General features: G+C 65.8%; 28 protein-coding genes and 1 tRNA gene. 12 read left to right on the top strand and 17 right to left on the bottom strand.

Annotated features, from left to right (window positions below; genetic code table 11):
• Nucleotides 1–12: 12 nt before the first annotated feature.
• Nucleotides 13–1,083 (bottom strand): ABC transporter substrate-binding protein, encoded by a 1,071-nt coding sequence (locus O9320_03930; GenBank protein MCZ8309977.1) that lies wholly within the window; start codon nucleotides 1,081–1,083, stop codon nucleotides 13–15.
• Nucleotides 1,084–1,137: 54 nt separating this feature from the next.
• Between O9320_03930 and O9320_03925 the strand changes: the two genes are divergently transcribed.
• Both O9320_03925 and O9320_03920 read left to right on the top strand, forming a co-directional pair.
• The gene (locus O9320_03925; protein ID MCZ8309976.1) at nucleotides 1,138–2,235 is read left to right on the top strand and encodes a ring-opening amidohydrolase; all 1,098 of its coding nucleotides are present in this window, start codon (nucleotides 1,138–1,140) and stop codon (nucleotides 2,233–2,235) included.
• Between the two features lie 10 nt (nucleotides 2,236–2,245).
• The gene (locus tag O9320_03920) at nucleotides 2,246–4,381 is read left to right on the top strand and encodes a PBP1A family penicillin-binding protein (protein MCZ8309975.1); all 2,136 of its coding nucleotides are present in this window, start codon (nucleotides 2,246–2,248) and stop codon (nucleotides 4,379–4,381) included.
• 3 nt (nucleotides 4,382–4,384) lie between these two features.
• On the opposite strand, the gene flhB is transcribed toward O9320_03920, so the two are convergent.
• The 6 genes from flhB to flgB are packed head-to-tail and all read right to left on the bottom strand — an operon-like array spanning nucleotide 4,385 to nucleotide 7,788.
• Entirely contained in the window at nucleotides 4,385–5,485 is a 1,101-nt protein-coding gene (gene flhB / locus O9320_03915) for a flagellar biosynthesis protein FlhB (GenBank protein MCZ8309974.1), read from the bottom strand.
• Nucleotides 5,486–5,494: 9 nt separating this feature from the next.
• Entirely contained in the window at nucleotides 5,495–6,277 is a 783-nt protein-coding gene (gene fliR, locus O9320_03910) for a flagellar biosynthetic protein FliR (GenBank protein MCZ8309973.1), read from the bottom strand.
• 3 nt (nucleotides 6,278–6,280) lie between these two features.
• Complete coding sequence (fliQ, locus tag O9320_03905; GenBank protein ID MCZ8309972.1) at nucleotides 6,281–6,556, bottom strand: flagellar biosynthesis protein FliQ; 276 nt, start codon at nucleotides 6,554–6,556, stop codon at nucleotides 6,281–6,283.
• Nucleotides 6,557–6,588: 32 nt separating this feature from the next.
• Entirely contained in the window at nucleotides 6,589–6,909 is a 321-nt protein-coding gene (locus O9320_03900) for a flagellar hook-basal body complex protein FliE (GenBank protein MCZ8309971.1), read from the bottom strand.
• A 41-nt stretch (nucleotides 6,910–6,950) separates the two neighbouring features.
• Nucleotides 6,951–7,361 carry a flagellar basal body rod protein FlgC gene (gene flgC, locus O9320_03895; GenBank protein MCZ8309970.1) on the bottom strand — a complete coding sequence of 137 codons (411 nt, stop codon included), beginning with the start codon at nucleotides 7,359–7,361 and terminating at the stop codon, nucleotides 6,951–6,953.
• Between the two features lie 25 nt (nucleotides 7,362–7,386).
• Nucleotides 7,387–7,788 (bottom strand): flagellar basal body rod protein FlgB, encoded by a 402-nt coding sequence (gene flgB, locus O9320_03890; protein ID MCZ8309969.1) that lies wholly within the window; start codon nucleotides 7,786–7,788, stop codon nucleotides 7,387–7,389.
• Nucleotides 7,789–8,042: 254 nt separating this feature from the next.
• On the opposite strand from flgB, the gene O9320_03885 reads away from it, so the two are divergent.
• The 4 genes from O9320_03885 to fliP are packed head-to-tail and all read left to right on the top strand — an operon-like array spanning nucleotide 8,043 to nucleotide 9,706.
• The gene (locus O9320_03885; protein ID MCZ8309968.1) at nucleotides 8,043–8,399 is read left to right on the top strand and encodes an EscU/YscU/HrcU family type III secretion system export apparatus switch protein; all 357 of its coding nucleotides are present in this window, start codon (nucleotides 8,043–8,045) and stop codon (nucleotides 8,397–8,399) included.
• On the top strand, nucleotides 8,396–8,668 hold the full coding sequence (locus tag O9320_03880; protein MCZ8309967.1) for a hypothetical protein: 273 nt from the start codon (nucleotides 8,396–8,398) through the stop codon (nucleotides 8,666–8,668). Before O9320_03885 ends, O9320_03880 begins: the two co-directional genes overlap by 4 nt.
• Nucleotides 8,665–8,946: a flagellar biosynthetic protein FliO gene (locus O9320_03875; GenBank protein MCZ8309966.1), complete on the top strand. Its 282-nt coding sequence runs from the start codon at nucleotides 8,665–8,667 to the stop codon at nucleotides 8,944–8,946. The genes O9320_03880 and O9320_03875 overlap by 4 nt, the downstream gene beginning before the upstream one ends.
• 37 nt (nucleotides 8,947–8,983) lie before the next feature.
• Nucleotides 8,984–9,706 carry a flagellar type III secretion system pore protein FliP gene (gene fliP / locus O9320_03870; protein ID MCZ8309965.1) on the top strand — a complete coding sequence of 241 codons (723 nt, stop codon included), beginning with the start codon at nucleotides 8,984–8,986 and terminating at the stop codon, nucleotides 9,704–9,706.
• Here fliP and O9320_03865 read toward each other — a convergent pair whose 3' ends face one another.
• The 6 genes from O9320_03865 to tsaD form a co-directional block, all read right to left on the bottom strand.
• The gene (locus O9320_03865) at nucleotides 9,707–10,117 is read right to left on the bottom strand and encodes a hypothetical protein (GenBank protein ID MCZ8309964.1); all 411 of its coding nucleotides are present in this window, start codon (nucleotides 10,115–10,117) and stop codon (nucleotides 9,707–9,709) included.
• Nucleotides 10,118–10,187: 70 nt separating this feature from the next.
• The gene (gene acs, locus O9320_03860; GenBank protein MCZ8309963.1) at nucleotides 10,188–12,125 is read right to left on the bottom strand and encodes an acetate--CoA ligase; all 1,938 of its coding nucleotides are present in this window, start codon (nucleotides 12,123–12,125) and stop codon (nucleotides 10,188–10,190) included.
• A 116-nt stretch (nucleotides 12,126–12,241) separates the two neighbouring features.
• Nucleotides 12,242–12,595 carry a Rieske (2Fe-2S) protein gene (locus tag O9320_03855; GenBank protein MCZ8309962.1) on the bottom strand — a complete coding sequence of 118 codons (354 nt, stop codon included), beginning with the start codon at nucleotides 12,593–12,595 and terminating at the stop codon, nucleotides 12,242–12,244.
• Nucleotides 12,592–13,005, bottom strand: a complete 414-nt coding sequence (locus O9320_03850; GenBank protein ID MCZ8309961.1) for an EVE domain-containing protein — start codon at nucleotides 13,003–13,005, stop codon at nucleotides 12,592–12,594. The genes O9320_03855 and O9320_03850 overlap by 4 nt, the downstream gene beginning before the upstream one ends.
• A 3-nt stretch (nucleotides 13,006–13,008) precedes the next feature.
• Nucleotides 13,009–14,019: an NAD(P)-dependent glycerol-3-phosphate dehydrogenase gene (locus O9320_03845; GenBank protein ID MCZ8309960.1), complete on the bottom strand. Its 1,011-nt coding sequence runs from the start codon at nucleotides 14,017–14,019 to the stop codon at nucleotides 13,009–13,011.
• Nucleotides 14,016–15,056 carry a tRNA (adenosine(37)-N6)-threonylcarbamoyltransferase complex transferase subunit TsaD gene (gene tsaD, locus O9320_03840; GenBank protein MCZ8309959.1) on the bottom strand — a complete coding sequence of 347 codons (1,041 nt, stop codon included), beginning with the start codon at nucleotides 15,054–15,056 and terminating at the stop codon, nucleotides 14,016–14,018. Before tsaD ends, O9320_03845 begins: the two co-directional genes overlap by 4 nt.
• A 95-nt stretch (nucleotides 15,057–15,151) precedes the next feature.
• On the opposite strand from tsaD, the gene hemC reads away from it, so the two are divergent.
• Genes hemC through O9320_03825 form a run of 3 tightly spaced genes read left to right on the top strand, consistent with a single transcriptional unit; the run spans nucleotide 15,152 to nucleotide 19,243 of the window.
• Entirely contained in the window at nucleotides 15,152–16,081 is a 930-nt protein-coding gene (gene hemC, locus O9320_03835) for a hydroxymethylbilane synthase (GenBank protein MCZ8309958.1), read from the top strand.
• Nucleotides 16,078–17,856 (top strand): uroporphyrinogen-III synthase, encoded by a 1,779-nt coding sequence (locus O9320_03830; GenBank protein MCZ8309957.1) that lies wholly within the window; start codon nucleotides 16,078–16,080, stop codon nucleotides 17,854–17,856. Before hemC ends, O9320_03830 begins: the two co-directional genes overlap by 4 nt.
• 16 nt (nucleotides 17,857–17,872) lie before the next feature.
• Entirely contained in the window at nucleotides 17,873–19,243 is a 1,371-nt protein-coding gene (locus O9320_03825; protein MCZ8309956.1) for a hypothetical protein, read from the top strand.
• 23 nt (nucleotides 19,244–19,266) lie between these two features.
• Here O9320_03825 and O9320_03820 read toward each other — a convergent pair whose 3' ends face one another.
• Complete coding sequence (locus O9320_03820; GenBank protein MCZ8309955.1) at nucleotides 19,267–20,706, bottom strand: hypothetical protein; 1,440 nt, start codon at nucleotides 20,704–20,706, stop codon at nucleotides 19,267–19,269.
• The gene (locus O9320_03815; GenBank protein MCZ8309954.1) at nucleotides 20,703–21,812 is read right to left on the bottom strand and encodes a hypothetical protein; all 1,110 of its coding nucleotides are present in this window, start codon (nucleotides 21,810–21,812) and stop codon (nucleotides 20,703–20,705) included. Before O9320_03815 ends, O9320_03820 begins: the two co-directional genes overlap by 4 nt.
• A gap of 203 nt (nucleotides 21,813–22,015) precedes the next feature.
• Here O9320_03815 and O9320_03810 point away from each other — a divergent pair, with 203 nt between their 5' ends.
• A complete protein-coding gene (locus O9320_03810; GenBank protein ID MCZ8309953.1) occupies nucleotides 22,016–22,444 on the top strand; it encodes a nuclear transport factor 2 family protein in 429 nt (142 codons plus the stop codon).
• A gap of 4 nt (nucleotides 22,445–22,448) precedes the next feature.
• On the opposite strand, the gene O9320_03805 is transcribed toward O9320_03810, so the two are convergent.
• The gene (locus tag O9320_03805) at nucleotides 22,449–22,817 is read right to left on the bottom strand and encodes a DUF423 domain-containing protein (GenBank protein ID MCZ8309952.1); all 369 of its coding nucleotides are present in this window, start codon (nucleotides 22,815–22,817) and stop codon (nucleotides 22,449–22,451) included.
• A 125-nt stretch (nucleotides 22,818–22,942) separates the two neighbouring features.
• Here O9320_03805 and O9320_03800 point away from each other — a divergent pair.
• Both O9320_03800 and O9320_03795 read left to right on the top strand, forming a co-directional pair.
• Nucleotides 22,943–23,017, top strand: a tRNA-Thr gene (locus O9320_03800).
• Between the two features lie 106 nt (nucleotides 23,018–23,123).
• Entirely contained in the window at nucleotides 23,124–23,618 is a 495-nt protein-coding gene (locus tag O9320_03795) for a Spy/CpxP family protein refolding chaperone (protein MCZ8309951.1), read from the top strand.
• A gap of 13 nt (nucleotides 23,619–23,631) precedes the next feature.
• On the opposite strand, the gene O9320_03790 is transcribed toward O9320_03795, so the two are convergent.
• Nucleotides 23,632–24,294: a class I SAM-dependent methyltransferase gene (locus O9320_03790; protein MCZ8309950.1), complete on the bottom strand. Its 663-nt coding sequence runs from the start codon at nucleotides 24,292–24,294 to the stop codon at nucleotides 23,632–23,634.
• Between the last annotated feature and the right edge of the window lie 38 nt (nucleotides 24,295–24,332).

The raw sequence follows: 24,332 nt of genomic DNA, 5'->3' as shown, positions 1-24,332 counted from the left end.
GACCCTGCCGCCCTAGATCTGGCGGGCGGCAGGAGCCGGCAAGTATTTGTCGGTCCACAACTCGGCGACCGTGGGTTTGCGCGGCAGTTCCATCGCACCCGCAACCTGGTCGATACCGCGGGCGAAGCGTGCGGGATCGAGCGTGCCGATGCCGAGGCGCTTGCTCTCTTCGTTGACGACCTGGTGCGACAGCAGCCAAGTGAGGCGTTCGACCTCGAGCGGCACATCGACGAGCGCATCGGATGCTGCAAGAGCCGCCACGGTTGCGGCCGGGTTGGCGACCGTCTCGCGCCAGGCTTTGACGAAGGCGGCGACCACGCCCGCAATCAACGGCTCGCGCTCGCGCAGGAACTTGCGCGAAACGATGAGGCCGTTCGAATAGAAATCGAGCTTGTAGTCCGAGAAATAGAGGAAGCGTACGTCTTCCTTGCGAATGCCGACGCGCGCCAAGTTGAACAACGTCGTCGAATCGAACCCCGTCACCGCATCGACGCGCCCTTGCGCCAAGGCCGCTTCGCGCAAGGTGAGGTCGATCGTCTCGATCTGGATCTTCGAGCGGTCGATGCCAGTCGATTGCACGAAGGCGGGCAACAGCAGGAAGCCCGCATCGGTCGCCGGTGCCCCGAGCTTTTTGCCTTCGAGATCCTTCGGCGCCGAGATGCCGGACTTGGCAAGGCTGATGATCGAGATCGGCGAGCGCGTATAGAGGGCGGCAACTGCCATCGGCGTCACGTCCGGATTGCGCGCGGCGAACTGAACCAGCACCGTGAAGTCGCTGAAGCCGAAATCGTAGGTGTCGCTGGCCACGCGCTGGATCGAATCGCCGGCCCCGCGTGACGGATCGAGGGTCGCTTCCACGCCCGCTTCGGCGAAGTAGCCTTTGGCGGCGGCGTAAAAGAAGGCAGCGTTGGAGCCATCGCGCGGCGCATTCAGCGTAATCCGGATCGGCGTGCGGGTTTGCGCATGCACGGCGGGGCTTGCCAGCGCCACACTGGCAGCCGCCGCCGCCAGCAGAACATGCCGCCGCGACAAGGGCTTGGCGAGGGGGGTGGCGGCCGTTAGAATCGTTTTCGAGACAGGCATCGGGCTCTCCGTTCGATGGGCGCGAAAATTGTACGGGCGAGCTTTGCAAAAACCATGACAGCCCAATTCCGCAAAGCCGATCTGCTGGCACTCGCCTTGCCGCGGCTCGACGATTTGAGTGCCCTTGAAGCAGCGTTGACTGCAGCACAGCCGGCAGCGCGCGACGTCGTCGCCATTCTCGCCAAGACTCAGGGCGATGGCGGTCCCAAAGATCGGTCGCGCAAGACGTTCGTTGCAGCCGCGACGCGCATTCTGGCGCGCCATCTGGGCGTTGCGGGCAGTGCGGTTGCGGCCCGCGTGGCGTTTGTCGTTTCGGGCGGCATCGAGGCGTCGGCAGCACCGCATATGATTGTGTTGTCGCGCCGCACGGTCGCCGGCAAGACGGCGAACAGCCCTGCTTTGGCGATTGCACATCACGTGTCGCAGCCGATCGCCGCAACGATGCTGGGCGATGCGCGGCTCATTTCGGCTGCGGCCGCCAGCGTGCGTGCTGCTTTGCGCGAGGCGAAGCTTCGCGCGCGCGACACGCATCTTGTGCTGATCAAAGGGCCTGCCGGCGAAGGGGCCGAGGGCATATCGCGCGCACGGGCGGCAACGGCCCTTGGCGCATCCGTGGCGCTTGGCGAGTTTAGCCTTGCGGCTGCAACACGCGCGTGGCGCCGCCGCGATATGGGCCGTTGGAGTGCGCGCGTCGCCGTGTCGTCGGCCGCGGAATTCCCGAGCTTCGAGGTCGTCGCACTCGGCCACAGCGCGGCCTGGGTCGGCGATCTGCGCATCGCCCATCGTGCGATGGCCGATTGGGTCGATCTGCCTTCCGTAGTCGCGGCGTTGGGCGATCTTGGTTTGCGCGCCCGCCCGCAATTATCGCGCGTGCACGCCAAGCGCCTTGTTGCGACGATCGCCAAAGGCGGGCCGCCGGCGGACGAAATCCTGCGCGGCGTGCCCCTCGGGCTTGCAGCCGACCCCTCGCAGCCCGCCTTCCGGCGTGTGCGCGGGGCGTTGGCCGGTACGATCGTGGCGGCGACGGGCGTGCCCTTCGCCTTCGTCTCGGGCGGGGCCGAGCATCAGGGGCCGCCGGGCGGCGGGTTGGTCGCGTTCGTGGCGCGCACGAAGCGCGGGCGCACGACGCAACTTCGCCGCAATCGCGTGTAAAATCGCGTCGATGTCGATTCGCAAACAGCAAGGTCGCGAGCGGCGCGAGCCGCGCCTCGCGGGTTCGGCGCCGAAAGCCTCGTCCGGCGACGGCCTGCACGCCGATCCGGATGCGCGCGCGCAAACTTCACCCCGCAGCGCCAAGCCCGGCCGCGCCAAGCCCGCGCGCGCACGAAAAGGTCCGAGCCTGCTGCGGCGCGTCCTCGCCGTTGCGCTCAAATGGGGATTCGTTGCCGGGCTGTGGACGGGTGCAGCCGGCGCCTGCGTGCTGGCGTTCTTCTGGTTCACGCTGCCGCCGTTCGAGCGCATCAACGTGTTCGAGCGCCGTCCGAGCCTCGTCTTCGTCGATCCCGCCGGCGAGACGATCGCGACATACGGCGATCTGTTCGGCGGGCTTGTGAAGCTCGAGGAAATGCCGCCCTGGCTGCCGATGGCCGTATTGGCGACCGAGGACAGGCGCTTCTACAGCCATTTCGGCATCGATCCGCAGGGGCTTGCGCGTGCCGCCCTCGCAAATTTCCGCGCAGGCCGTGTGGTGCAGGGCGGGTCGACGATTACCCAGCAACTCGCCAAAAACGTGTTCCTTACGAACGAGCGCAGTGCTGCACGCAAGATCCAGGAAATGCTGCTCGCGTTTGCGATCGAGCGGCGTTTTTCTAAAGAAGAGATTCTGACGGTCTATCTCAACCGTGTTTATTTGGGTGCGGGCACCTACGGTGTGGAGGCGGCAGCCCAGCGCTATTTCGGCAAATCGGCGCGCACTGTGAACGCGCACGAGGCCGCCGTGATCGCAGGGCTGCTCAAAGCGCCCTCGCGCTTGGCGCCGACGGCGAACGTTGCGCGCGCGCGCAATCGTGCGGCCGAAGTACTCGACAACATGGTCGAAGCCGGTTTCCTCACGCCGGCGCAGCGCCTCGCAGCCGGCGAATTGCCGCTGGGTACGATCGCGGTTGCCAACGCGACGGCCTTGCGCAGCGGGCGCTATTTCAGCGATTGGCTTGCCGACAAGGTGCAGGGCTTCGTCGGCACGCAGACGCGCGATCTCGTGGTCGTGACCACGCTCGACAGCCGCCTGCAGCGCGCGGCCGAAACCGCACTCGAAGATATTCTGGCGCGCGAAGGGCCGAAGGTGGAAGTCAGCCAAGGCGCTTTCGTGCTGATGCGTCCCGACGGTGCCGTGCTGGCGATGGTCGGCGGGCGCAGCTACGCGCAGAGCGCGTTCAACCGCGCCGTCGATGCGCGCCGCCAGCCGGGTTCCGCCTTCAAGGCGTTCGTATATCTGGCTGCCGCCGAGCAGGGTTTGCGGGCGGACGCGCGCATCGCCGACACGCCGGTGCAGATCGGAACGTGGCGGCCGCGCAATTTCGACAATCGCGTGTCGGGCGAAATATCGGTACGCGAGGCGTTCGCGCGTTCGGTCAATACCTCAGCCGTGCGCATCGCCCAGCAGGCCGGCATCGACAATGTCGTGCGCACCGCGCGCAGCCTCGGCATTGCGTCGCCCATCCAGCGCAACCTTTCGACCGCGTTGGGCTCGTCCGAAGTCAATCTGCTCGAACTCACCGGCGCCTACGCGGCCTTTGCCAACGGCGGCAACGGCGTGCTGCCCCACGCGATCGCGGAAATCCGCGACACGTCGGGCAACGTGCTCTATCGCCGCCAAGGCTCAGGCCCCGGCCCTGTGATGAGCCGTGCCGCGCTGGCGACGATGAACGATCTCATGCAGGCCGTCGTCGCCTCGGGCACCGGGCGCGCAGCCGCGTTCGACCATCCGGCAGCCGGCAAAACCGGCACGACCAACGACTATCGCGATGCGTGGTTCGTGGGGTTCACGGCCGATTTCGTGGGCGGGGCCTGGTTCGGCAACGACGACGGCGAGGAGATGGAACGCACGACCGGCGGCTCGCTGCCCGCACGCCTGTGGAAGGCGGTGATGGTCGAAGCCCATCGCGGTTTGCCCGCGCGTGCCGTGCCCGGCTCGGTCCTGCCGGACGAAGCGCCGCTGTTGGTGAATGCGGCACCTTCCACGCCGGCACAGTCGGCACCCGCCGCAGGCGAGCAGCCGGGCTGGTTTGCGCGTTTGCTCAACAGTTTTTCGTCCTCGGTGCCGACCTACGACACGGCACCCAATCCGGCGTCGAATTGAGTCTCAGCGCGGTGCGTTTGCCGGTGCCGATTTCGGCGCCAAGCGCTTTTTCAGATTCAGCACGTAGCTGATCACTTCGGCCACCGCCTTGTAGTGCTCCTGCGGAATTTCGGCGTCGATCTCGACCGTGGCGTAGAGGGCCCGCGCCAGCGGCTTGTTTTCGACGACCGGCACCTGGTGTTTGGCTGCAAGTTCGCGGATCTTGAGGGCGATAAGGTCGCTGCCCTTGGCGATGCAGATCGGTGCTGGCGTGCTGTCGTCGTACTGCAGAGCGACCGCGAAGTGGGTCGGGTTGGTGACCACGACCGTGGCCTTGGGGATCGCACTCATCATGCGCCGGCGCGCGCGTTCCATACGCAGCTGCTTGATGCGGCCTTTGACGACGGGGTCGCCTTCGGACTGTTTGTACTCGTCCTTGATCTCCTGCTTGGACATGCGCAGGCGCTTGTAGTGCTGGAAGCGTTGGTAGAAATAGTCGCCGCCCGCGATCAACGTCATGACGGCGATCACGGCGACCATTACGACCAGCGACAGGCTGCCGATCACGCGCATGAGTTCGAGCGGCTCCATGTCGATGAAGCGCGAGACGTTGGCAATCTCGCCTTCGAGCGCGTACCAGCACACGATGCTGACGATCGTGATTTTGGCGAGGCCTTTGAGGAACTCGACGATCGAATGGCTCGAGAAGAGGCGCTTGAATCCGGCGAACGGCGAAATCTTGCTGAATTTTGGAATGAGCGGTTCGGCCGAAAACAGCAGCCCGTTCTGCAGGAGCTGGGCTGCAAGGGCAGCCACCATCAGGATCGCCAGCAGCGGCAGGATCGCCAGCAGCGGATCGAACAAGGCGCTTGCGATCACGCGCTGCAGGCCCGCCCCTTCGAATGAAAATTCGTGCGGCCGGTCGAGGAAGGGGCGCAGGCTTTTGGACAGGTTCTGCCACATCGACGTGCCGAGAAAGACGGCCGCCAATGTCGCACCCGAAAAGATCATCCAGTGATTGATCTCGCGGCTGGCGACGACCTGGCCTTTTTCGCGCGCGTCTTCCAGCCTTTTGGCTGTTGGCTCTTCTGTTTTTGACGCATCGTCTTCGGCTTCTTCGGCCATGGCGGCTCCCTACGGGACCAGCAGCAGCGGTTCGAGTTTGTCGAGCAGCCCGCGCTCGAAGGCCTGCATCGTGGCCACGATCGTCAAGCCCATCGCGAGCAAGCCGACCGCGATCAAGGCAGGCTGGGCGATGAAAAACACCTGGATGGCGGGTTGCAGGCGCGCGATGAGTCCGAGGGCGAGGTTGATCACGAGGCCGAACACCAGGAACGGCGCCGACATCTGCACGCCGATGAGGAAGCTGTGCGCGGTCCAGCGCACCAAAGCCTCGGCATAGCTGCCGAGCGGGGCCAATTGGCCGGCCGGAAACAGCGCGTAGGAGTCCGCCACTGCGCGCAGCATCAGATGGTGGAGGTCGGTCACGAACACGATCGTAAGTGCGACGGCCACGAGCCAAGCCGAGACGGCCGCACCCTGCTGGCCGAAGCTCGGGTCGAACAACGTTGCCGAGGAGAGGGCGATCTGCTGCGAGATGATCGAGCCTGCGACGATGAGCGCTGACATCGCGAATCGCCCGGCGAGACCGATGAAGATGCCGATCAGCGTTTCGCCGAGGACAAGACCGGCCATCAAGATCGCGGATTCGGGCAAAGGCGGCAAGGTGGGGCCGACGACGGGCGCCACGACGACCGTCAACAGCAGGCCGACGGCCAAGCGAATGCGCTGCGGGATCGAGATTTCACCGAGGCCCGGCATCGATTGCAAGGCCGCGCCGACGCGCACGAACACGAGGAAATAGGCGAAGATTTCGGCAGGCAAAGCTGCCGCAAGGCTCTGGGCCAGCGCTTCCATCGCCTAGCCGCTCGCACCGATGCCGACAGCCTTGGCCATCAGCTCGCGCGTGAATTCGACCAAGGTCGTGGACATGAACGGGATCGTCAGCACGAACACAACGAACAGCAGCAGTATCTTCGGCACGAAGGTGAGCGTCTGCTCCTGGATCTGCGTGAGTGCTTGCACGAGGCTGATCGCAAGGCCGACCACGAGGGCCACGAGCATCAGCGGCGCCGAGATCTTGAGCATGACCCAAATCGCGTCGCGCGAAATCTCGAGCACGTCGGTGGCGTTCATGGACCTTGGCCTTTGGAACGCGCTGCCGAACGTCAGATCGGCATGCGGATGATTTCCTGGTAAGCCTGCACGACGCGGTCGCGCACTGCAATGGTCGCCTGCAGGGTGGTTTCCGCCGCCGAAATCGCCTGCACGACCTGGCCGATGTCGGCTTTGCCCGCAAGGGCGCGCAAGCTTGCCTGCTCGCCCGCTTTCAGGCTCTGCATCGCGCTTTGAGATGCCTGGGCGAGGATCGAGCCGAAATCGGCACCGGCGGGCGCCGCTTCGCCGGCTGCCTCGCCGCTTCCCGGGCGCGCGATGCGCGCGGCTCCTTGGTAGGCGGCGGCGGCAAGCGAGGGCGAGGTGATGGCCATCAATGGAACTCCTTAATCGGGGTGGACTCTCGCGTGACGGATCAGCTGCGCAGCAAGTCGATCGTGCGCGTGATCATGCTCTTCGAGGTTTCGATGACGTTGATGTTCGCATCGTACGAACGCTGGGCCTGGCGCATGTCCATGGCTTCGATCAGATTGTTGACGTTGGGGGCGAGCACGTAGCCTTCGCCGTCAGCGGCCGGATGGTTCGGCTCGTAGCGCCGCGCAAGCGCGCTCTTGTCGGTGCCGATCCGCGAGGTGCGCACTGTGTCGGTGCCGAGCTGGCGGTCGAGCACGTTGCGGAAGCTCACGGTCTTGCGCCGATAGGGCTCGGCACCCGGCGTTTCGCCGAGCGAATCCGAGTTCGCGAGGTTCTCGGCGATAACGCGCATGCGGGTCGATTGGGCCGCCATGCCGGAGGCCGAAACGCGCATCGCTTTTTGCAGATCCATTGGGGAGGCCTTTCCGGAACGGGGTCTATTGCGTGCGGCCGATGGCCGTGCGCAGCATCGCAAGCTGGCGGCGGTAGATGTTGGTCGTCATCTGATAGTCGATCGCCGTGTCGGCGACCTTGATCATTTCGGTGTCGAGCTGCACCGAGTTGCCCGACAAGGTGGTTTCGGTCGGGCGCTGCTTTTCTTCGCGGTTGGGGCCCGAGATGGTACGGCTCGTCAGATGCGACTGGCTTGTCGTGGCTGGCGCCAAGCGCGACATCTGGCCGCGCAGCTCGGCGCGAAAATCGAGCGCTTTCAAGTCGCGCGGCTGGTAGTTCGGCGTATCGGCATTGGCGACGTTCTGCGACAGCACGGTCTGGCGCTGGCTGAGCCAGTCCATCCGGCGCGAAATCATGCCAAACAGCGGAAGCTTCGAAATGTCCATGGCCCGCAGGATAGGTCGGAAGGGTTAATAATGTGTAAATTAACTCGAATTTTAGAGAAATTGCAACACGAAAAACTCTGAATGGACTCATGTGTTTGTCCGACGAATCCCTCTTCTTACATAAGCTACCGAAGGGGCTAAGCGCTTGAAAATGAGCATAAAAAGTAATTTTTAAGAAAGTTTTAGCGAGTTTAGCGTAAACCCGAGATCGTCATCGTCCTCCGTCCGCGTCGCTCGCGAAAAGGCATGAAGTTTTGGTTCGTCGTTTCAACCGTCCTCCCGAGAAGCCGAGCCGCGAAGGCGCCAAGCGCGCCGTGGCACTTGAATATGCGCGCGAGCAGGATCCGGCCCCGCGCGTAACGGCCAAGGGCGAGGGGCTGTTGGCGTTGCGCATGATCGAGATCGCGCATGCCAACGGCGTCGAAGTCCGCGAGGACCGCGATCTCATCCGGTTGCTGGCGACGGTCGACGTCGACAGTCCGATCCCGGTCGAGGCGTTCCAGGCTGTCGCGGAGATATTGAGCTACATCTATCGCAGGCAAGGGGCTCTTGCCGGCAAACCGCAAGCCGCCGACACACCAGGGGCCAAGCCGCAAGGAAACGCGAAATGAGAGCCGTCGAAGTTCTGAAAGACATTGTTTCGACGATCGGCGAGATCGATGCCGCCCACGCCGCCTGCAAGGACGGCAAGTCGGTCGATCTCCTCGGCCTCGACGGCCGCGTGCGCGAGCTGTGCCTGTCGACGTCGGCCTTGCCGCGCGCCGAGGGGCTTGCGTGCGCCGGTGCCCTCGACAATCTCCTGCAAGCGCTCGACCGACTGCAGCAGATGCTGCTCGCGTTCGCCAAGCGCCCGCAAACGGCACCGGGGCTGCATCCATGACGCTCGATCCCGAAAGCCTGCTCAAATTCGCGGCCGCCCTCGCCTTCGTCGTGGCGCTGATCGCAGGTGTGGCTTGGATTGCCAAGCGCTTCGTGCCGGGAGCGGGGGCCATGTCTTCGGCCGGGCGCAAGCGGCGCCTGCAGACGGTCGAGATATTGCCGCTCGATTCGAAAACGCGTGCAGTTCTGCTGCGCCGGGACGACACTGAGCACCTCGTCGTAATCGGCCCCGATTCGCTGGCCGTCGTCGAAACGATCCGCCAGCCCCAAGTCCCGTGAGCCCCGTCCCGTGAAGGTTTCTTTGCGCAAACTCCTGATGCCCGCTCTGGCGCTGCTCGTCGTGCTGGCGCTGCCGCATGCGGCGGCGGCACAAAGCTTCACGCTCGATCTCGGCGACGGCAGCTCGACCACGGGGCGCATCGTCCAGCTCATCCTGCTGATGACGGTGCTCACACTTGCCCCCTCGGTACTGATGATGACGACGAGCTTTGTGCGCATCATCGTGGTGCTGTCGCTGCTGCGCACCGCCCTTGGCACGCAGCAAGCCCCGCCCAACGCCGTGCTCACGTCGCTTGCCCTGTTCTTGACCTTCTTCATCATGCTGCCGACCGGCGAGCAGGCTTGGCGCGAAGGCATTTCGCCGCTGATCGAAAACCGCATCACGGAAGTCCAGGCGATCGAACGCACGGCCAAACCGTTCCATGATTTCATGATGCGCCAGACGCGCGAGACCGATCTCGCCCTGTTCATCGACATTGCAAAAATTCCGCCCCCCGAAACGGCGGAGGCGACCCCCTATCGCGTGCTCATCCCCGCTTTCATGATCTCGGAATTGCGGCGTGCCTTCGAGATCGGCTTTCTGCTGTTCATTCCGTTTGTGATCATCGACATGGTCGTGGCGGCCGTGTTGATGTCGATGGGCATGATGATGATGCCGCCGGCTATCGTCGCCTTGCCGTTCAAATTGATTTTCTTCGTGCTCGTCGACGGCTGGTATCTCGTCGCGGGCTCGCTCGTGCAATCCTTCGCGGGCGGATAGCTAGGCCGGCGGCAGGCGCTTGAGTGCCGGCGGCCGGGCTTCCGTGGGCTGCATTTCGGAAGGCGGCGTGACGTCCTTCATACGCGAAGGATCGATGTCGCCAAAGTTCGTTGTTCGCTGCTCGAAGCGCACCACGGTCGCGTTCGCAGCCGCCCGCCGCAGGATGGTGCCGACGACGAGGATCAGCACCGAGCCCGCAATCCAGATCCAGGTCAGCACGATCGTGCCGAACGCCTCGATGAAGGTCAGTACGGACGCAACCGTGCCGCCGGCACCGGGGGCAAGGGCAGCGCCTGCGATCCAGCGCAGCATGTCGCCGCCCAGCGCGATTACGGCCCAGCCGCCCAAGCAAAGCAGCGACCAAAACAGGAAACCGAGCCAGGCAAAGCCCGTGAAAATGCGTCCGACCATGCCCGGTATATAGGGGCGGGCGGGCAGGGAATGCAAACCCTGCCCGCGCCACAAGCCATCGACCGCGCCGTCAGCCCTTGTTCATGCGGTTGTTGACGAGTTCGTCCACCACGCTCGGATCGGCGAGCGTCGAAGTGTCGCCGAGAGCCGAATGTTCGTTGGCGGCGATCTTGCGCAGGATGCGGCGCATGATCTTGCCCGAACGTGTCTTGGGCAGGCCCGGCGCCCATTGGATCAGATCGGGCGAGGCGATGGGGCCGATCTGCTTGCGCACCCAGCCGACCAGCTCTTTGCGCAGCTCTTCGGACGTCGCGAGGCCCGCTTTCAGCGTCACGTAGGCGTAGATGCCCTGGCCCTTGATGTCGTGCGGATAGCCCACGACCGCCGCTTCGGCGACCTTCGGGTGTGCGACGAGGGCCGACTCGATTTCGGCCGTGCCCATGCGATGGCCCGAGACGTTGATGACGTCGTCGACGCGGCCGGTGATCCAGTAATAGCCGTCTTCGTCGCGCCGGCAGCCGTCGCCGGTGAAATAGTAGCCCTTGAAGGTCGAGAAATAGGTCTCGATGAAGCGCTTGTGGTCGCCGAACACGGTGCGCGCTTGGCCTGGCCAGCTGTCGGCAATGCACAGATTGCCGTCGGTCGCCCCTTCGAGCAGCTTACCGTCGTTGTCGACGAGCAAGGGCTGCACGCCGAAAAACGGCTTGGTGGCCGAACCGGGCTTGGTCGCGATCGCACCCGGCAGCGGCGTGATCAGAATGCCGCCGGTTTCCGTCTGCCACCACGTATCGACGATCGGGCAACGGCCGTCGCCGACCACGTTGTGGTACCAGAGCCAGGCTTCCGGATTGATCGGCTCGCCGACCGAGCCGAGGATGCGCAAGGAGGCACGGCTCGTCTTCTTGACCGGCGCTTCGCCTTCGCGCATCAGCGCGCGGATCGCGGTCGGGGCCGTGTAGAAGATATTGACCTTGTGCTTGTCCACCACCTGCCAGAAGCGCGAGCTGTCCGGATAGTTCGGCACGCCCTCGAACATCAGCGTCGTGGCCCCGTTGGCCATCGGCCCGTAGACGATGTAGCTGTGGCCCGTGACCCAGCCCACGTCGGCCGTGCACCAGTAGATGTCGCCATCGTGGTAGTCGAAAACGTATTGGTGAGTCATCGACGCATAGACGAGATAGCCGCCGGATGTGTGCAAGACACCCTTGGGTTTGCCGGTCGAGCCCGACGTGTAGAGGATGAAGAGCGGATCTTCGGCCGCCATTTCGGCTGGCGCGCATTCGGCCGCAACGCCGGCCGCTTCCTCGTGGTACCAAAGGTCGCGCGCCGGGTCCCAATCAACCTTGCCGCCCGTGCGCTTGACGACCAGCATCTTCTTGACCGAGGGGCAGCTCTTGAGGGCGGCGTCGGCATTCACCTTGAGCGGCACTTTGCGCCCGCCGCGCAGGCCTTCGTCGGCCGTGATCACGAAATTCGAATCGCAGTCCTGGATGCGGTTCACGAGCGAGTCGGGCGAGAAGCCGCCGAACACGATCGAATGGATGGCGCCGATGCGCGCGCACGCGAGCATCGCGTAGGCCGCTTCCGGGATCATCGGCAGATAGATCGTGACGCGGTCGCCCTTTTTCACGCCGTGCTTCTTGAGCACGTTGGCCATGCGGCACGTCTCTTCGTAGGCCTGGCGGTAGGTGATGTGCTTGTGCTCGTTCGGGTCGTCGCCTTCCCAGATGATCGCAACCTGGTCGCCGCGTTTGGCCAAGTGCCGGTCGAGGCAGTTGGCCGACACGTTGAGCGTGCCGTCCTCGTACCATTTGATCGGCACGTCGCCCGTGAAGCTCGTGTTCTTGACCTTCGTATAGGGCTTGATCCAGTCGATGCGCTTGCCCGCCTCGCCCCAGAAGCCTGCCGGGTCGGCCACCGACCGGTCGTACATCGACTTGTACTTGGCAGCGTCGATCAGCGCCGATTTGGCGATGTTGGCCGGGACCGGGAACAACTCGTTGGACATCTGGGGGGACTCCCTGTTGGCGCGGCCGCTCGGGCGGCCGTCGTAGAACGACTATTAACGTCGGTTTTAGGGCGCCGTCCGTCCGGTTGCAAGCCGTTCGAGGCCCATTTTGGCCGTCAATCGGTCGATTTGTCCCATACCAGAACGGGGCTTGCCGCGCCGTCCTCGACCAGCCGCACGGCGATGGCGGCAAGCCCGCGCCCGCGCGTCGGCCCGGCAATGCAGCGCCCGTCTTCGATCGCGAAGAGCGCGCCGTGCATTGCGCACATGATCATGGTGCGCGAGGGGTCGAGAAACTGGTCGCTCGTCCAGTCGAGCGGGACCAGCGCATGCGGGCAGCGATTGCGATAGCCGTAGACCTTGTCACCCTTGCGCATGACAAAAATTTCTTCGCGTTTCTCGGCCTCGCCGAACACAAACCCTTTGCCGCCCGGATCGGGGATCTCGTCGAGGCGGCACAGCACCGTCATGGGGCAATGCCAAGGCGCTTGCAGATGAATTTCCACTCCGCCGGGCGCACCGGCTGCACCGACAGGCGCGACATTTTGAGGAGCGACATTTCGGCAAGCTCGGGCAGCGTCTTGATCGTCGCAAGGCCAAGCGGGGTTGCGGCGGCCGTGAGCGGGGCCACGTCGACCATGAACCATTCGCCCTTTTCCGCACTCGGATCGGGATAGGCTTCGCGCACGATTTCCATCGTGCCGACGATCTCCTTGCCGATGTTGGAATGGTAGAAAAAGGCGCGATCACCCTTTTTCATGGCTTTGAGATTGAGCTTGGCAAGATGGTTGCGAACACCATCCCAAGAGCCGCGCTTGTCGGCGACGAGTTTCGACCACGGATAGACGTCGGGTTCGCTTTTCATCAGCCAGAAAGCCATCTCTCATTCCTCTTTGAGCGGGCGATTGAGCAGCGCATCGACGGTCTGCGCCACGCTCGCACCGTGGTGCAAAATCGCGTCGAGGGCGGCGACGATCGGCATGTCCACGCGCCGCTCGCGGGCAAGGGCGCCGACCGAGGCGGCACCCTCCACCCCCTCGATCACGGCATGCGCCAAGCCCAAGGCCGGGTCGGCGAGCGCTTGGGCAGGCGTGAGGCCGCGCCCGAGTGCGCGCCCGAAGCGCATGTTGCGCGACTGGTCGTTGTTGCAGGTGAGTGCGAGGTCGCCGAGGCCCGAGAGCCCCATCAAGGTTTCGGCCCGGCCGCCGAGGGCCACACCCAGGCGTACCATTTCGGCCAGCCCTCGCGTCATCAAGGCCGCGCGCGCATTGTCGCCAAGGGCGAGGCCCGCGACGATGCCGCAGCCAAGGGCGACGACGTTTTTGACGGCCCCGCCGACTTGGGCGCCGACCACGTCGTCGTTGCGGTAGATGCGAAAATGCGGTGTCGCCAAAGCCTGTGCGAGCGCTCGGCCGAGTGTGGCGTCGCTTGCGGCGAGCGTCACGGCCGTGGGCTGGGCGAGGGCCACTTCGCGCGCGAAGGTAGGTCCGGTCAGGATCGCAATCGGATGGCCGGGGGCCGCCGCTTGCGCCACCGTGCTCATCAAGGCGCCGGTGCCAAGCTCGATCCCTTTGGTGGCGAGGATCAGCGGCACGTCCGTTGGCAGCTTCAAGCGCTGCAAGGTCGCGCGCAGATGCTGGGCGGGTGTCGCCGCCAGCACGATATCGGCATCGGCGACGGCCGCAGCGAGATCGGCCGTCGCTGCGATCGTGGGATCGAGGGCCACTCCCGGCAGAAAGACGCTGTTGGTGTGGCGCTCGGCGATTTCGGCAACGGTCGCGGGCTCGTACGCCCACAAGGTGGGTTTGAGGCCCGCGCGCGCCGCCGTTTGCGCTAGCGCCGTTCCCCAAGCGCCTGCGCCGATCACGGCAATGGTTTTGAAATTGCGGCTCATGCGGCGGGCACGCGCGCGAGTTCTTCGAGCGGCCAGCGCGGCCGGCAGGCAATGCCGAGTCCGTCGACAAGCCCGAGCTGCAGCCGTTCGATCCCGGCCCAGGCGATCATGGCGGCATTGTCGGTGCACAAGGCTGGCGGCGGCGCCACGAAGGCGAGGCCGAAGCGTTCGGCCGTCTTTGCCAAACGCTGGCCCAAGGTGCGGTTGGCGGCAACCCCGCCGGCGACGACCAAATGGGATGCTGCCGGAAGTTCCGCAACGAACATGCGCGCAGCATTGGTCGTTCGGTCGGCGAGCGTGTCGGCAACGGCCGCCTGGAACGACGCGGCAATGTCGGCGCGGGCGTTTTCGTCGAGCGGGCCGACTTTTTCGACGAGCAAGCGCACGGCGGTCTTGAGACCGGCGAACGAAAAATCGCAGCCGGCCCGGCCCGCAAGCGGACGCGGCAGATCGAAACGTTTGGCGTGGCCGCTGTGCGCCAGCCGCTCGATCTCGGGTCCGCCCGGATAGGGCAGGCCCAGCAATTTGGCGACCTTGTCGAACGCTTCGCCGACCGCATCGTCGAGCGTGCTGCCGAGCAGGCGATAGCGCCCGACGCCGAGCACGCCGAGCAATTGGCAATGCCCGCCCGAGACCAGCAGCAGCAGATACGGAAACCGCACATCCGCGCCCATGCGCGCCGACAGCGCATGCCCTTCGAGATGGTTGACCGCCACGAAGGGCAGCCCGCGCGCGAGGGAAGCCGCCTTGCCGAAGGTTGCCCCGACAATCACGCCGCCGATGAGGCCTGGCCCCGTGGTGGCCGCCACCGCTTCGATATCGCTCCAGCCGAGGCCGGCGGCGGCGAAGGTCTCGTCCACAAGGCGCGGCAAGTGCGCAAGGTGCGAGCGCGCTGCGATCTCGGGCACGATGCCGCCGAATGGCGCGTGCTCGCGCGTCTGCGAGAGCAGGCGCTGCGCCAAGATGCGCCCGTCCGGCGCCACAAGGGCGGCGGCGGTTTCGTCGCAGCTGGTTTCGAGACCCAGAATCGGCTTCATCGGCGCCAGCTTTAGCCGATCCGGGGCGCACCTGAAAGCGCGCTTGCAGCAACCCCGCACGGCACGCGATAAAGGGCGACAAGGACAGGGGAACCATGACGGCTTTATTGCGGATCGGAACGCGCGGCTCGCCGCTGGCGCTGTGGCAGGCCAACGAAACCAAGCGGTTGCTGGCAGCAGCCCATCCGGCGTTGGCGGCCGAAGGGGCGATCGCCATCACGGTGATCAAGACCACCGGCGACCGGATTCAGGACCGTACGCTCGCGGAAGCGGGCGGCAAGGGCTTGTTCACCAAAGAGATCGAGGAAGCGCTGTTGGCGTGCGAAATCGATCTTGCCGTCCATTCCATGAAGGACGTGCCGACCTTCCTGCCGGCAGGGCTTGGCATCGTCACCATGCTGAAACGCGAAGATCCGCGCGACGCGCTGATTGCCGGCCCCGGCGTGGCAGGCCTCGACGACCTGCCAAAGGGCACGGTCGTGGGGACGGCGAGCTTGCGGCGCGGGGCGCAATTGCGTGCCCGCCGTCCGGATATCGTCGTCGTGCCCTTGCGCGGCAATGTGGATACGCGGCTTGAAAAGGTCCGCAATGGCACGGTCGGGGCCACGTTCCTCGCCTATGCGGGCTTGAAGCGCCTTGGGCGCTTGGCTGACGTGAGTGCCGTTTTGTCCACTTCCGACATGCTGCCGGCCGTAGCGCAAGGAGCGATCGGCATCGAATGCCGTCTCGACGACGCGCAGACGCGCAGCTACCTCGCCGCCCTCGACGATGCGCCCACGCATGTGGCCGTCACGGCCGAACGCGGACTGCTTGAGCGGCTCGACGGTTCGTGCCGCACGCCGATCGGCGCACTTGCGGTTGGGCTTGCGGGCGACCGTCTGCGGCTCGACGGTCTCGTTGTGCGCCCCGACGGCAGCGGGCTGCTGACCACTTCGCGCGAAGGCCCCAAGAGCGACGCGCTGGCGATGGGGGAAGACGCGGGCGAAGAACTCAAGGGCCGGGCTGGCCCCGGCTATTTCCAATGACGGGGCCCAAGCGCCGCCTGCAGATCCTGGTCACGCGGCCACGCGGCGAGGCTGATCTGTTTGCGGTCGCCCTTGCCATGCGCGGGCACGACGCGGTGGTGGCGCCTTTGCTCGACATCGTCGTGGACGATGCGCCGCCGCTCGATCTTGCGGGCGTGCAGGCGGTGCTGTTCACCTCGGCCAACGGCGTGCGCGCTTTTGCGCATACGCAGAAGAACCGCGACCTCAAAGCGTTCTGCGTGGGCGATGCGACGGCGGCGGCAGCACGCAATGCCGGTTTCGGCACGGTCGAAAGCGCTTCGGGCGACGTCGAAACTTTGGCGGCGTTGGTGCAAAAGCGCCTCGACCCCAAAGACGGCACGCTGATCCACGCAACGGGTACGGCCGTTGCGGGCGATCTTGCGGGCGTGCTGGGCGCGGAAGGTTTCACCGTGCGCCGCGTGCAGCTCTATCGCGCCGACACGGCCACCAAACTGCCCGACGATGCGGCCGAGGCGTTGCGCAGTGGACGCATCGACGTGGTCACTTTTTTCTCGCCGCGCACGGCCGAAATTTTCGCGCGCCTCGTCCACGATGCCGGGCTTGGCGATTCGTTGGCGCGCGTGACGGCCCTTGCCCTTGCCCCCAGCGCGCTTGAAATCGCGCGCGAGCAAGGCTGCCGCTTCAAAGCCGCGATCGCCGCCGAACAGCCCAACGAAGCTTCCCTACTCGAAGCGATCGACCGCTTGGCCGAGACAGCGGATGCGCCTGCAATTGGGCCAGAGCCGCGCCCCGCTGCTGCAAAGCCTGCGGCGGCGGCGGCGTCCGGCGGTCCGCCCGTCGCACCGCCGGCAGCGTCGCGCGGCGTATTGCTGCCGTTCGTGATGGCATTGCTCGCCGGCGGCATCGGGGCGGGTGGTGCGCTCTATTGGCAAAACACGATGGGGGCGCCCAAGAGCGGCGTATCGGCGACGGTCGCCGTGCCGCCGGCAACCGGTGCGCTCGAACAGCGCCTGGCCGCCGTCGATCGGCGCTTGGCGCAGATCGAACAGCGACCGGCGCCGACAGTTGCATCTGCGGCGCCAAGCGCCGCCGTCGATCTTGGTCCGCTCGAAACGCGGCTCGAAGCGCTCGAGGCGCGTGCGACGGTCGATCCAGGCACGCAATCGGCCTTGGCCGCGATGATGGCCGAGAATCGCCGCTTGGCGGGCGAACTTGCGCGTATCCAGGCCGAGGTCGAACGCCTGCAAGGCGGCATTGTCGAGCAGACGGCCGATCGCGCGGCCGTGCGGCGCGCCGAGTTTCGCTTGGCTGTGGGGCAGTTGCGCGATGCTGCGATGGTCGGCCGGCCCTTTGCCGCCGAGCTCGCACTTGTGCGCGAGATGGCGGGCGAGGCGCGTCGGCCTGAAGATTTTCTCGCACTGGCCCAGGCGGCCGAGCGCGGGATCGAGACGCGCGCGAGCCTGTCCCGGCGCTTTCCGGCCCTTGCAAACGCGATGGTCGCCGCGGCGCGCACGGGCGACGTTGCCGGGCGCTGGGGCGAATTGCTCGAACGCGTTCAGGGGCTGTTGTCGATCCGGCGCGTGGGCGAAATCGCAGGCGACGATGCAAGTGCGCGCGTGGCGCGCGCCGAAGTGATGGCGAATGCGGGCGACCTTGCGGGTGCAATTGCCGCGTTCGACGGCGTGCAAGGGGCGGCGTGGATTGCACCGGCGCGCGACTGGATCGAAGCGGTGCGTCTGCGCCTGGCGGTCGAGCGCGAAATTGCCGCTCTTGCCGCTGCGGGCGGCGGCTGAGCGGGGCCGCAGAACCATGCGCCGCACCCTTTCTTTGATGCTGGTTGCCGCATTTGCGATGCTCGTGGTCGCGTGGCTTGCGGGCGCACCGGGCAGTGCGAGCGTCGAGTTCGCGGGCTGGCGGCTCGACACCTCGTTCGGCGGTCTCGCCGTGCTCGTGGCCGCGATCGGCTTCGTGCTGATCCTGTTGGATCGCGTGTGGCGGGCGACGATGGGCACGCCCAAGCGCTTTGCCGATTGGCGCCAGGCGCGGCGCACGCGCAAAGGCTACGAAGCCGTCACGCGCGGGCTCGTCGCGATCGCGTCGGGCGACGCAAGCGAGGCGCGGCGCCAAGCGCGGTCGGCGCAAGGCAAGCTCGGGGCCGCCCCGGTCGTGCACTTGCTGGCCGCACAGGCAGCGCAACTTGCCGGCGACGAGGCCGATGCGAACAAATATCTCGAAGCGATGCGCGCCTTGCCCGAAACCGAGTTTGCGGCTTTGCGTGGGCTCGTGGCGGCGGCGATCAAGCGCGGCGAGACCGACCAGGCGCTCGAACTTGCACGGCGCGCGCGCGCGCTGCGGCCCGATGCGACTTGGGTGTCGGCCGCCCTCGTCGAGCTTGAAACCAAGAGCGGTGCCTGGGCACAAGCGGGCGAAACGCTCATCCAGGCCCGCCGCAACAGACTGCTCGAGCCTGCCGTCGCCGACGGACAGGCGGCAGCGGCCTTGCATGCGCATGCCCGCGCACTCAGTGCGGCAGGCGATCTGCGCAGTGCCATCGCCGCCGCCGAGCGCGCCTGGCGGCTTGCACCCGACCGGCCGGAAGTGGCGGCAACGCTTGCGACCCTCTATGCGCGCGATGCGCGCGCGCGTGCGGCGGGCAATCTCGTCGAAAAAGAATGGGCGCGCCATCCGCATCCCGATCTGCTGGCGGCATATCGTTTGGCTCGGCCCGTGGCCAATGCGCTGCAATGGGTGAAGCAGGTCGAACGGCTCGCCAAGCTCGCGCCCTTGCATCGCGAAACCCATATCGCCCTTGCCGAGGCGGCCCTTGCGGCCGATTTGTGGGGCGAGGCCAAGCGCCATGCGCAAGCGGCCCTTGCGGCCGAGGGCGTGGTTGAAGGCGTGCCAAACGGGCCCGCCCCCAGCCTCGGCCTCTGCCGCCTGATGCAGCGCATTGCCGAGGCGCAAGGCGACGACGCGGACGGCGTGCGCCATTGGCTGGCGCGTGCGGCCGACGCGAACCCCGATCCTGCTTGGACGTGTGCTTCGTGCGGCCAGCCGCACGAGACGTGGCTGGCCCTATGCACGCATTGCGGCGCTTTTGACCGCATGGAATGGCGCGCCCCGGCGCGCTTGCAGGCACGGCCAGTCCACGCAGGGCCTGCGCAGATCGAAGCGCGCTGAAGCCGACGCCCGCCCCGCCCGGCTCAGCGGGCGGCGTTGGCGGCTTCGGCGATTTTGATGTCGATGATGTCGAGGCCTTCGAGCAGCGTCTTTTCGGCGCGCTCGGCGCCCGACACGAGTTCGAGCATGCGCACGCTCGAGAATAGATCGGCTTCGATCGCGTCGCGCTGCTCGGGCGTGAGGCCGTTCAAGCGCAGATCGCCGAACATCTTGCCCGTGTGGCCTTCGATCTGCGTTTCTACGCGCTTGAGCTCGTCCTTGACCTCTTGCGTGAGGCCGAGATCGCCCGCGAATTTGGAGGCGAGCTGCAGGGCGAGCAGGCGGTCTTCCATCTGCTGGATCTCGGCGATGTCGCCTTCGCCCGCCGCCATGGGCGCAAGCCGCTTGAGATCGGAAAGGACCGAGGCGATTTCCTTGCTCGTGTTCTCGATGATGTTGGCCGCGATCATGTCTTTGAGCTTCATGCGCACGCGGTCGAGGCGCTTGGCGGCGGCCGCACCCGACGTGCCCTTCAGCAAGTCCTTGCCCTTCTGGATGCCGACCAGATGGTGCTCGACCTCTTTGGCCAGATCCTCGCGCACGCTCGTCTTGCGCTCGCCGTCGCCGGCTGAGAGCGATCGGCGCACGTCCTCGAAACGCTGCTCCATGTCGGTCACCATCACTTCGGTCGTGATCGAGGCAAGCTCGCCGGTCGAGCCGGCCATGCCCTTTTCCGCGACGCGCACGAAAATCGACAGAATTTCGGTTGGCTGGTCGAGGCGTGCGACCAGCGCATAGACGACGACGGGCGCGCGCGCCTTCATCTTGGCGTCGACCGCCATCACGACATTGCCGATCGCCGCGATGTCCTGGTCGGTCAGCGCCACGATGGGCTTGGGCGGCAGATTGTCGCGCATCATCTGGATTTCTTCAGCGATCTCCATGACGTCGGCGATGTCCTGCAGATCGAGCCACATTTCCGGTCCGCCGAGCTTCGGGATCAGTTCGGCGCGGAAGGCGACGGTCTTTTCGCCGCGCACGATCGTCTCGCGCAGCGCTTGCGCGCATTGCGGCCACAGCCGGTGGCCGAGTGCGGTCCAGCTGATCGTGCCGCGTCCGACCTTGCGGATTTCTTCTTCGATCTGCTCGATTTCGGTGCGGCCGATCTTGTCGACGAGCAGGTCCCAGGCCGGGTTGATCACCGCACGGCTGATCTTGCCGATGATCTTTTCCTTGCCCGGCGGCGCGTTGGTCAGCATGTCCTCGAAGGGCAGGGCGAACAGGCGCTTGGCCGACATGCGGCGCATCGGGCGCACGAGCTGCAGGCGCGGCCGGAACTGGCCGAGCAGGGTTACGGCTGTGTGGTCGGTGTGGTTGCCGATGCGCTTGCCTTCGAGCGTCCAGACGAGCTCGACGAGCGTCGCTTCCGGAATCTGCGACAGGCGCTGCGACAGATCGCCCAAGGCTTTGCCGGTATCGGTCATGCGGCCTTCGCCTTGTAGCGCTCAAGCCGCGTGCGCAGTTCGGGATCGATCGAGCCGCTGATCCAGTCTTCCATCGGCTTGACCATCTTGCGGCGCTGCACGCCGATGTCGCGCGCCTTTTCGCGCCGCGCACCCGACACTTCTTCTTCGGGCACGATCGGCAGAATGCGCGCGAGTTCCTGCACCGTCGCCTGCTGCTCGTAGGGCGGCTTCAGCACCGCGTCTTCCCACATCGCGACGAGCAGGTCCCAGCCGTCGAGCATCCAGGAGATGCGGTCGGCGATGCGCGCGAGCTCGGCCTGGTTCTTCTCCCACTTGCCGAGGGTCGATTCGAAATTGTCGAGCATCGCGTCGACCGTGGCGAAATGTTCGCTCGCAAGCGACGCGGTTTCGCGCGCGACGAGGCTCGCAAGCCCGCCGAGCTGCGCCGATTCCGAACGGTCGATTTCCGCCCAGCTGCCGATCGAGTTGGCGAATTCGTCGATGCGGTTGCGCATCTTGCGCAAGCGCGGCGCTTTGGGCAGCTTCGGCGTGCCGAGGGCTCCGATATGGTCGGCCCAGGTCTCGATCATCGCGTAAAGCTCGTTGCCCTCGAGCTTCACCTTGTGCGCGACGCGCGCCAGGATGAGCTTTGCCTGCTGGCGGCCGGTGTCGCTCTGCACGTGCGCGAGCGTGATCTGCAGCTGCCCGCCCGAAAGCTGGGCGACCGTCTCGGACAGCAGCGAGAACTGGATCAGCAGCTTGAAATCTTCTTCTTCCTTGAGGACTGCCTTGGCTTGCTTGGCGGCGGCAGGCCCGGCAAGGCCAGTCGCGGCGGTCTTCAAGGTCGCTTTGCGCACCGCACTCGGGTTCGAGGCCATCGCCTCGCCGATCGCACGGTGCAGCACGCGATCGTGGACCGACAGCGTGAAGACTTCGGGCAGGCTCTTCCATTGCAGAATGTAGTTGCCCTTCGCCCCCGACGGGTTGGGGACGACGAGCTCGAGGTCCTTGTTGCGCCCGCGCACGCGCGCGCCCACGATGATCGGCGTGGTGAAGGGCACGGACGCGCCGCGCTCCGCGAATGTCGGCGGGGCCCAAAATGACTTCGATACGGCCGCATCCATGCCTGGGCCTGAACCTTCTGCAACGTTTCGTGGGTGCGCCACGCAAAGCCGTGGGAATCGGCTCTTTGACTGTGTACCTTAACAGAAGGGCAAGATTTCGTGCCAGAGATACGCGGGAGGCCCCGCAACATAGGCATTTTGCAGGTCCGAGGCCCCGACGGGCCTCGAATTGCAGGCAAATGCAAGAAACGGTATGGCGATAAATGTCGGGTTTCGATCCGTGGCGCGCACGCAGTGCGGCACTTTTCGCGAACGAAGCGTTCTACCAGGCCTTCGCCGATCGCGATTACGAAGGTATGTCGGCCCTATGGGCCCATACCCTGCCGATCCTGTGCCTGCATCCGGGCTGGCCGGCACTGGTCGGCCGGGAAGCCGTGCTCGACAGCTGGAAGCGGCTGCTCGGCGGGGCGGCGATCGGGCTCGAAATGTCGCATCCGCGCATTCATTTTGTAGGCGCGGTTGCATTCGTAAGCTGCAGCGAAAGGGTCGGGCGCGACTGGCTCGCAGCGACCAACGCCTTTGCGCAGGAAGACGGCGTCTGGCGCATGGTCTTCCACCAAGCCGGGCCCGCCCCGCCGCCGCCGCCCGAGGCCGACCCCGATTCCGGCGATCCAGGATCGCGTCCGAACTAGCGCTTCAGCGCCTGTGCCCGAAAGCGGCCGCGAACAGCCAGAACCAGCCCAGCATCAGCAAGCTGCCGCCGATCGGCACGATGGGCCCGGCCGCGATGCCGGCGAGGGCCCGCGCGTAGAGTCCGCCCGCAAATCCGGCAATACCGAGCGCAAAACAGAGCCCGGCCAGGAACAGGCGCAGATTGCCGCGCCGCTCGGCCAGGGCAGCAACGCCCAGCAGGGCAAGGGCGTGGAAGAGCTGGTAGTCGGCGGCCAGGCGCACGCGGGCGAGATCGGCCGCCTCGAGTTGGCCCGACAGAATATGGCTGCCCGCCGCCCCGAAGGCGACGGCGACCAGCCCGTTCAAAGCTGCCAGTGCGAGCCAAATCCGCATGCCAGGCAAAGTCTCGCACAAATGGCCCCGGACGGCCAAATCGGCCGGGTTTAAATCCGGCGTTTCCCGTCACTTGCCAGCGCAGGGGGCTTCCTGTAGTTTGCCGCCGATTCCAAGACCCCAGTGCCGCAGTAGCTCAGGGGTAGAGCAGCGCATTCGTAATGCGCGGGTCGGGGGTTCAATTCCCTCCTGCGGCACCATTTTTCGCCACATCTTCGGTTCTACGTAGTTTCCGGGGCTTCGACCGGGACGGTGCTGCGCGCAATCTTGCGGCTCGCAATCGTCTCCAACAAAACGAGCCCCGCCATGAAACGCCCCGTCGTACGCCCTCTCGTCCTAGCCGCCATTCTGGGTGCAACGCTGGTCGCTTGGCAGGCGAGCCCGTCGCAGGCGCAATCGACGGGCCTTACCGTCACGCAGCTCGTGCCCCCGGCTGTGCAGACGACACCGCCGCGTCCCAAGCGCGAAACGATCGATGCGCGCCTCGTGCGGCTGCACGCCGATCTGCAGATCACGCCCGCCCAGCAGCCTCTCTGGGAGCCGGTCGCGCGCACGATGCGCGCCAATGCGGCCAACATGGAAAAGCGCGTTGCTGCCCGGCGTGTCCGCGGGACGCAATATCCGACGGCGCTTGAAGATATCAAGATCGACCAGGAATTCGCCAAGGCGCATCTCGACGGCCTTGTCGATCTGACGGCGTCGTTCACGACGCTCTATGACGCGATGCCCGACGCGCAGAAGCGGGTCGCCGACAAGGTGTTCGGCAATTTCAACAACCAGCGCGGTGCGGCACGCACTTAAAAGCGGGTACCGCCTAGAGCTTGCGCGCGAGCGTGAGGCCGTCGCCGACCGGCAACAGCGAAATGTCGAAGCGCGCATCGTCCTTGAGCCGCAAATTGAAGGCGCGCAAGGCATCCGTATCGGGGCTTGATGCGGCCGGATCGGCAACCTTGCCGCCCCACAGCACATTGTCGACCAGCAAGAGGCCGTTCGGGCGCAGCAGCGCGAACACGCGTTCGAGATAGGCGGCATAGCCGGTCTTGTCGGCGTCGATGAAGGCAAGATCGACCGCACCCGCATGGCCGCTTGCCAGCAACGCGTCGAGCGTTTCGAGCGCCGGAGCCAGGCGCAGCTCGATGCGCGCTGCAAGCCCCGCCTCCTGCCAATAGCGCCGTGCGATCGCCGTCCACTCGGCCGACACGTCGCAGCAGACGGCACGCCCGTCTTCGGGCAAGGCAGCGGCCACGCTGAGCGCGCTGTAGCCCGTGAACGTGCCGATTTCGAGATAGAATTTGGCGCCGATGAGGCGCGCCAGCAGCGCCATCAATTGGCCCTGCTCGGGGCTGATCTGCATGCCGCCTTGCGGCAGCTGCGCCGTCTCATCGCGCAAGCGCTTCTGCAGGGCCGTTTCGCGCAGCGACACGGCGTGGATATAACCGCGCAAATCTTCCGGCAGACCGAACGTGAAGCGCGACATGAGGGGACCTTTCCGCGTGCAAGATTTGGAGCCATCAT

Source organism: Magnetospirillum sp. (assembly GCA_027532905.1).
Classification (GTDB): domain Bacteria; phylum Pseudomonadota; class Alphaproteobacteria; order CACIAM-22H2; family CACIAM-22H2; genus Tagaea.
Note: the sequence above shows the minus strand (reverse complement) of the source record. Positions and strands in the feature narration are given on the sequence as shown.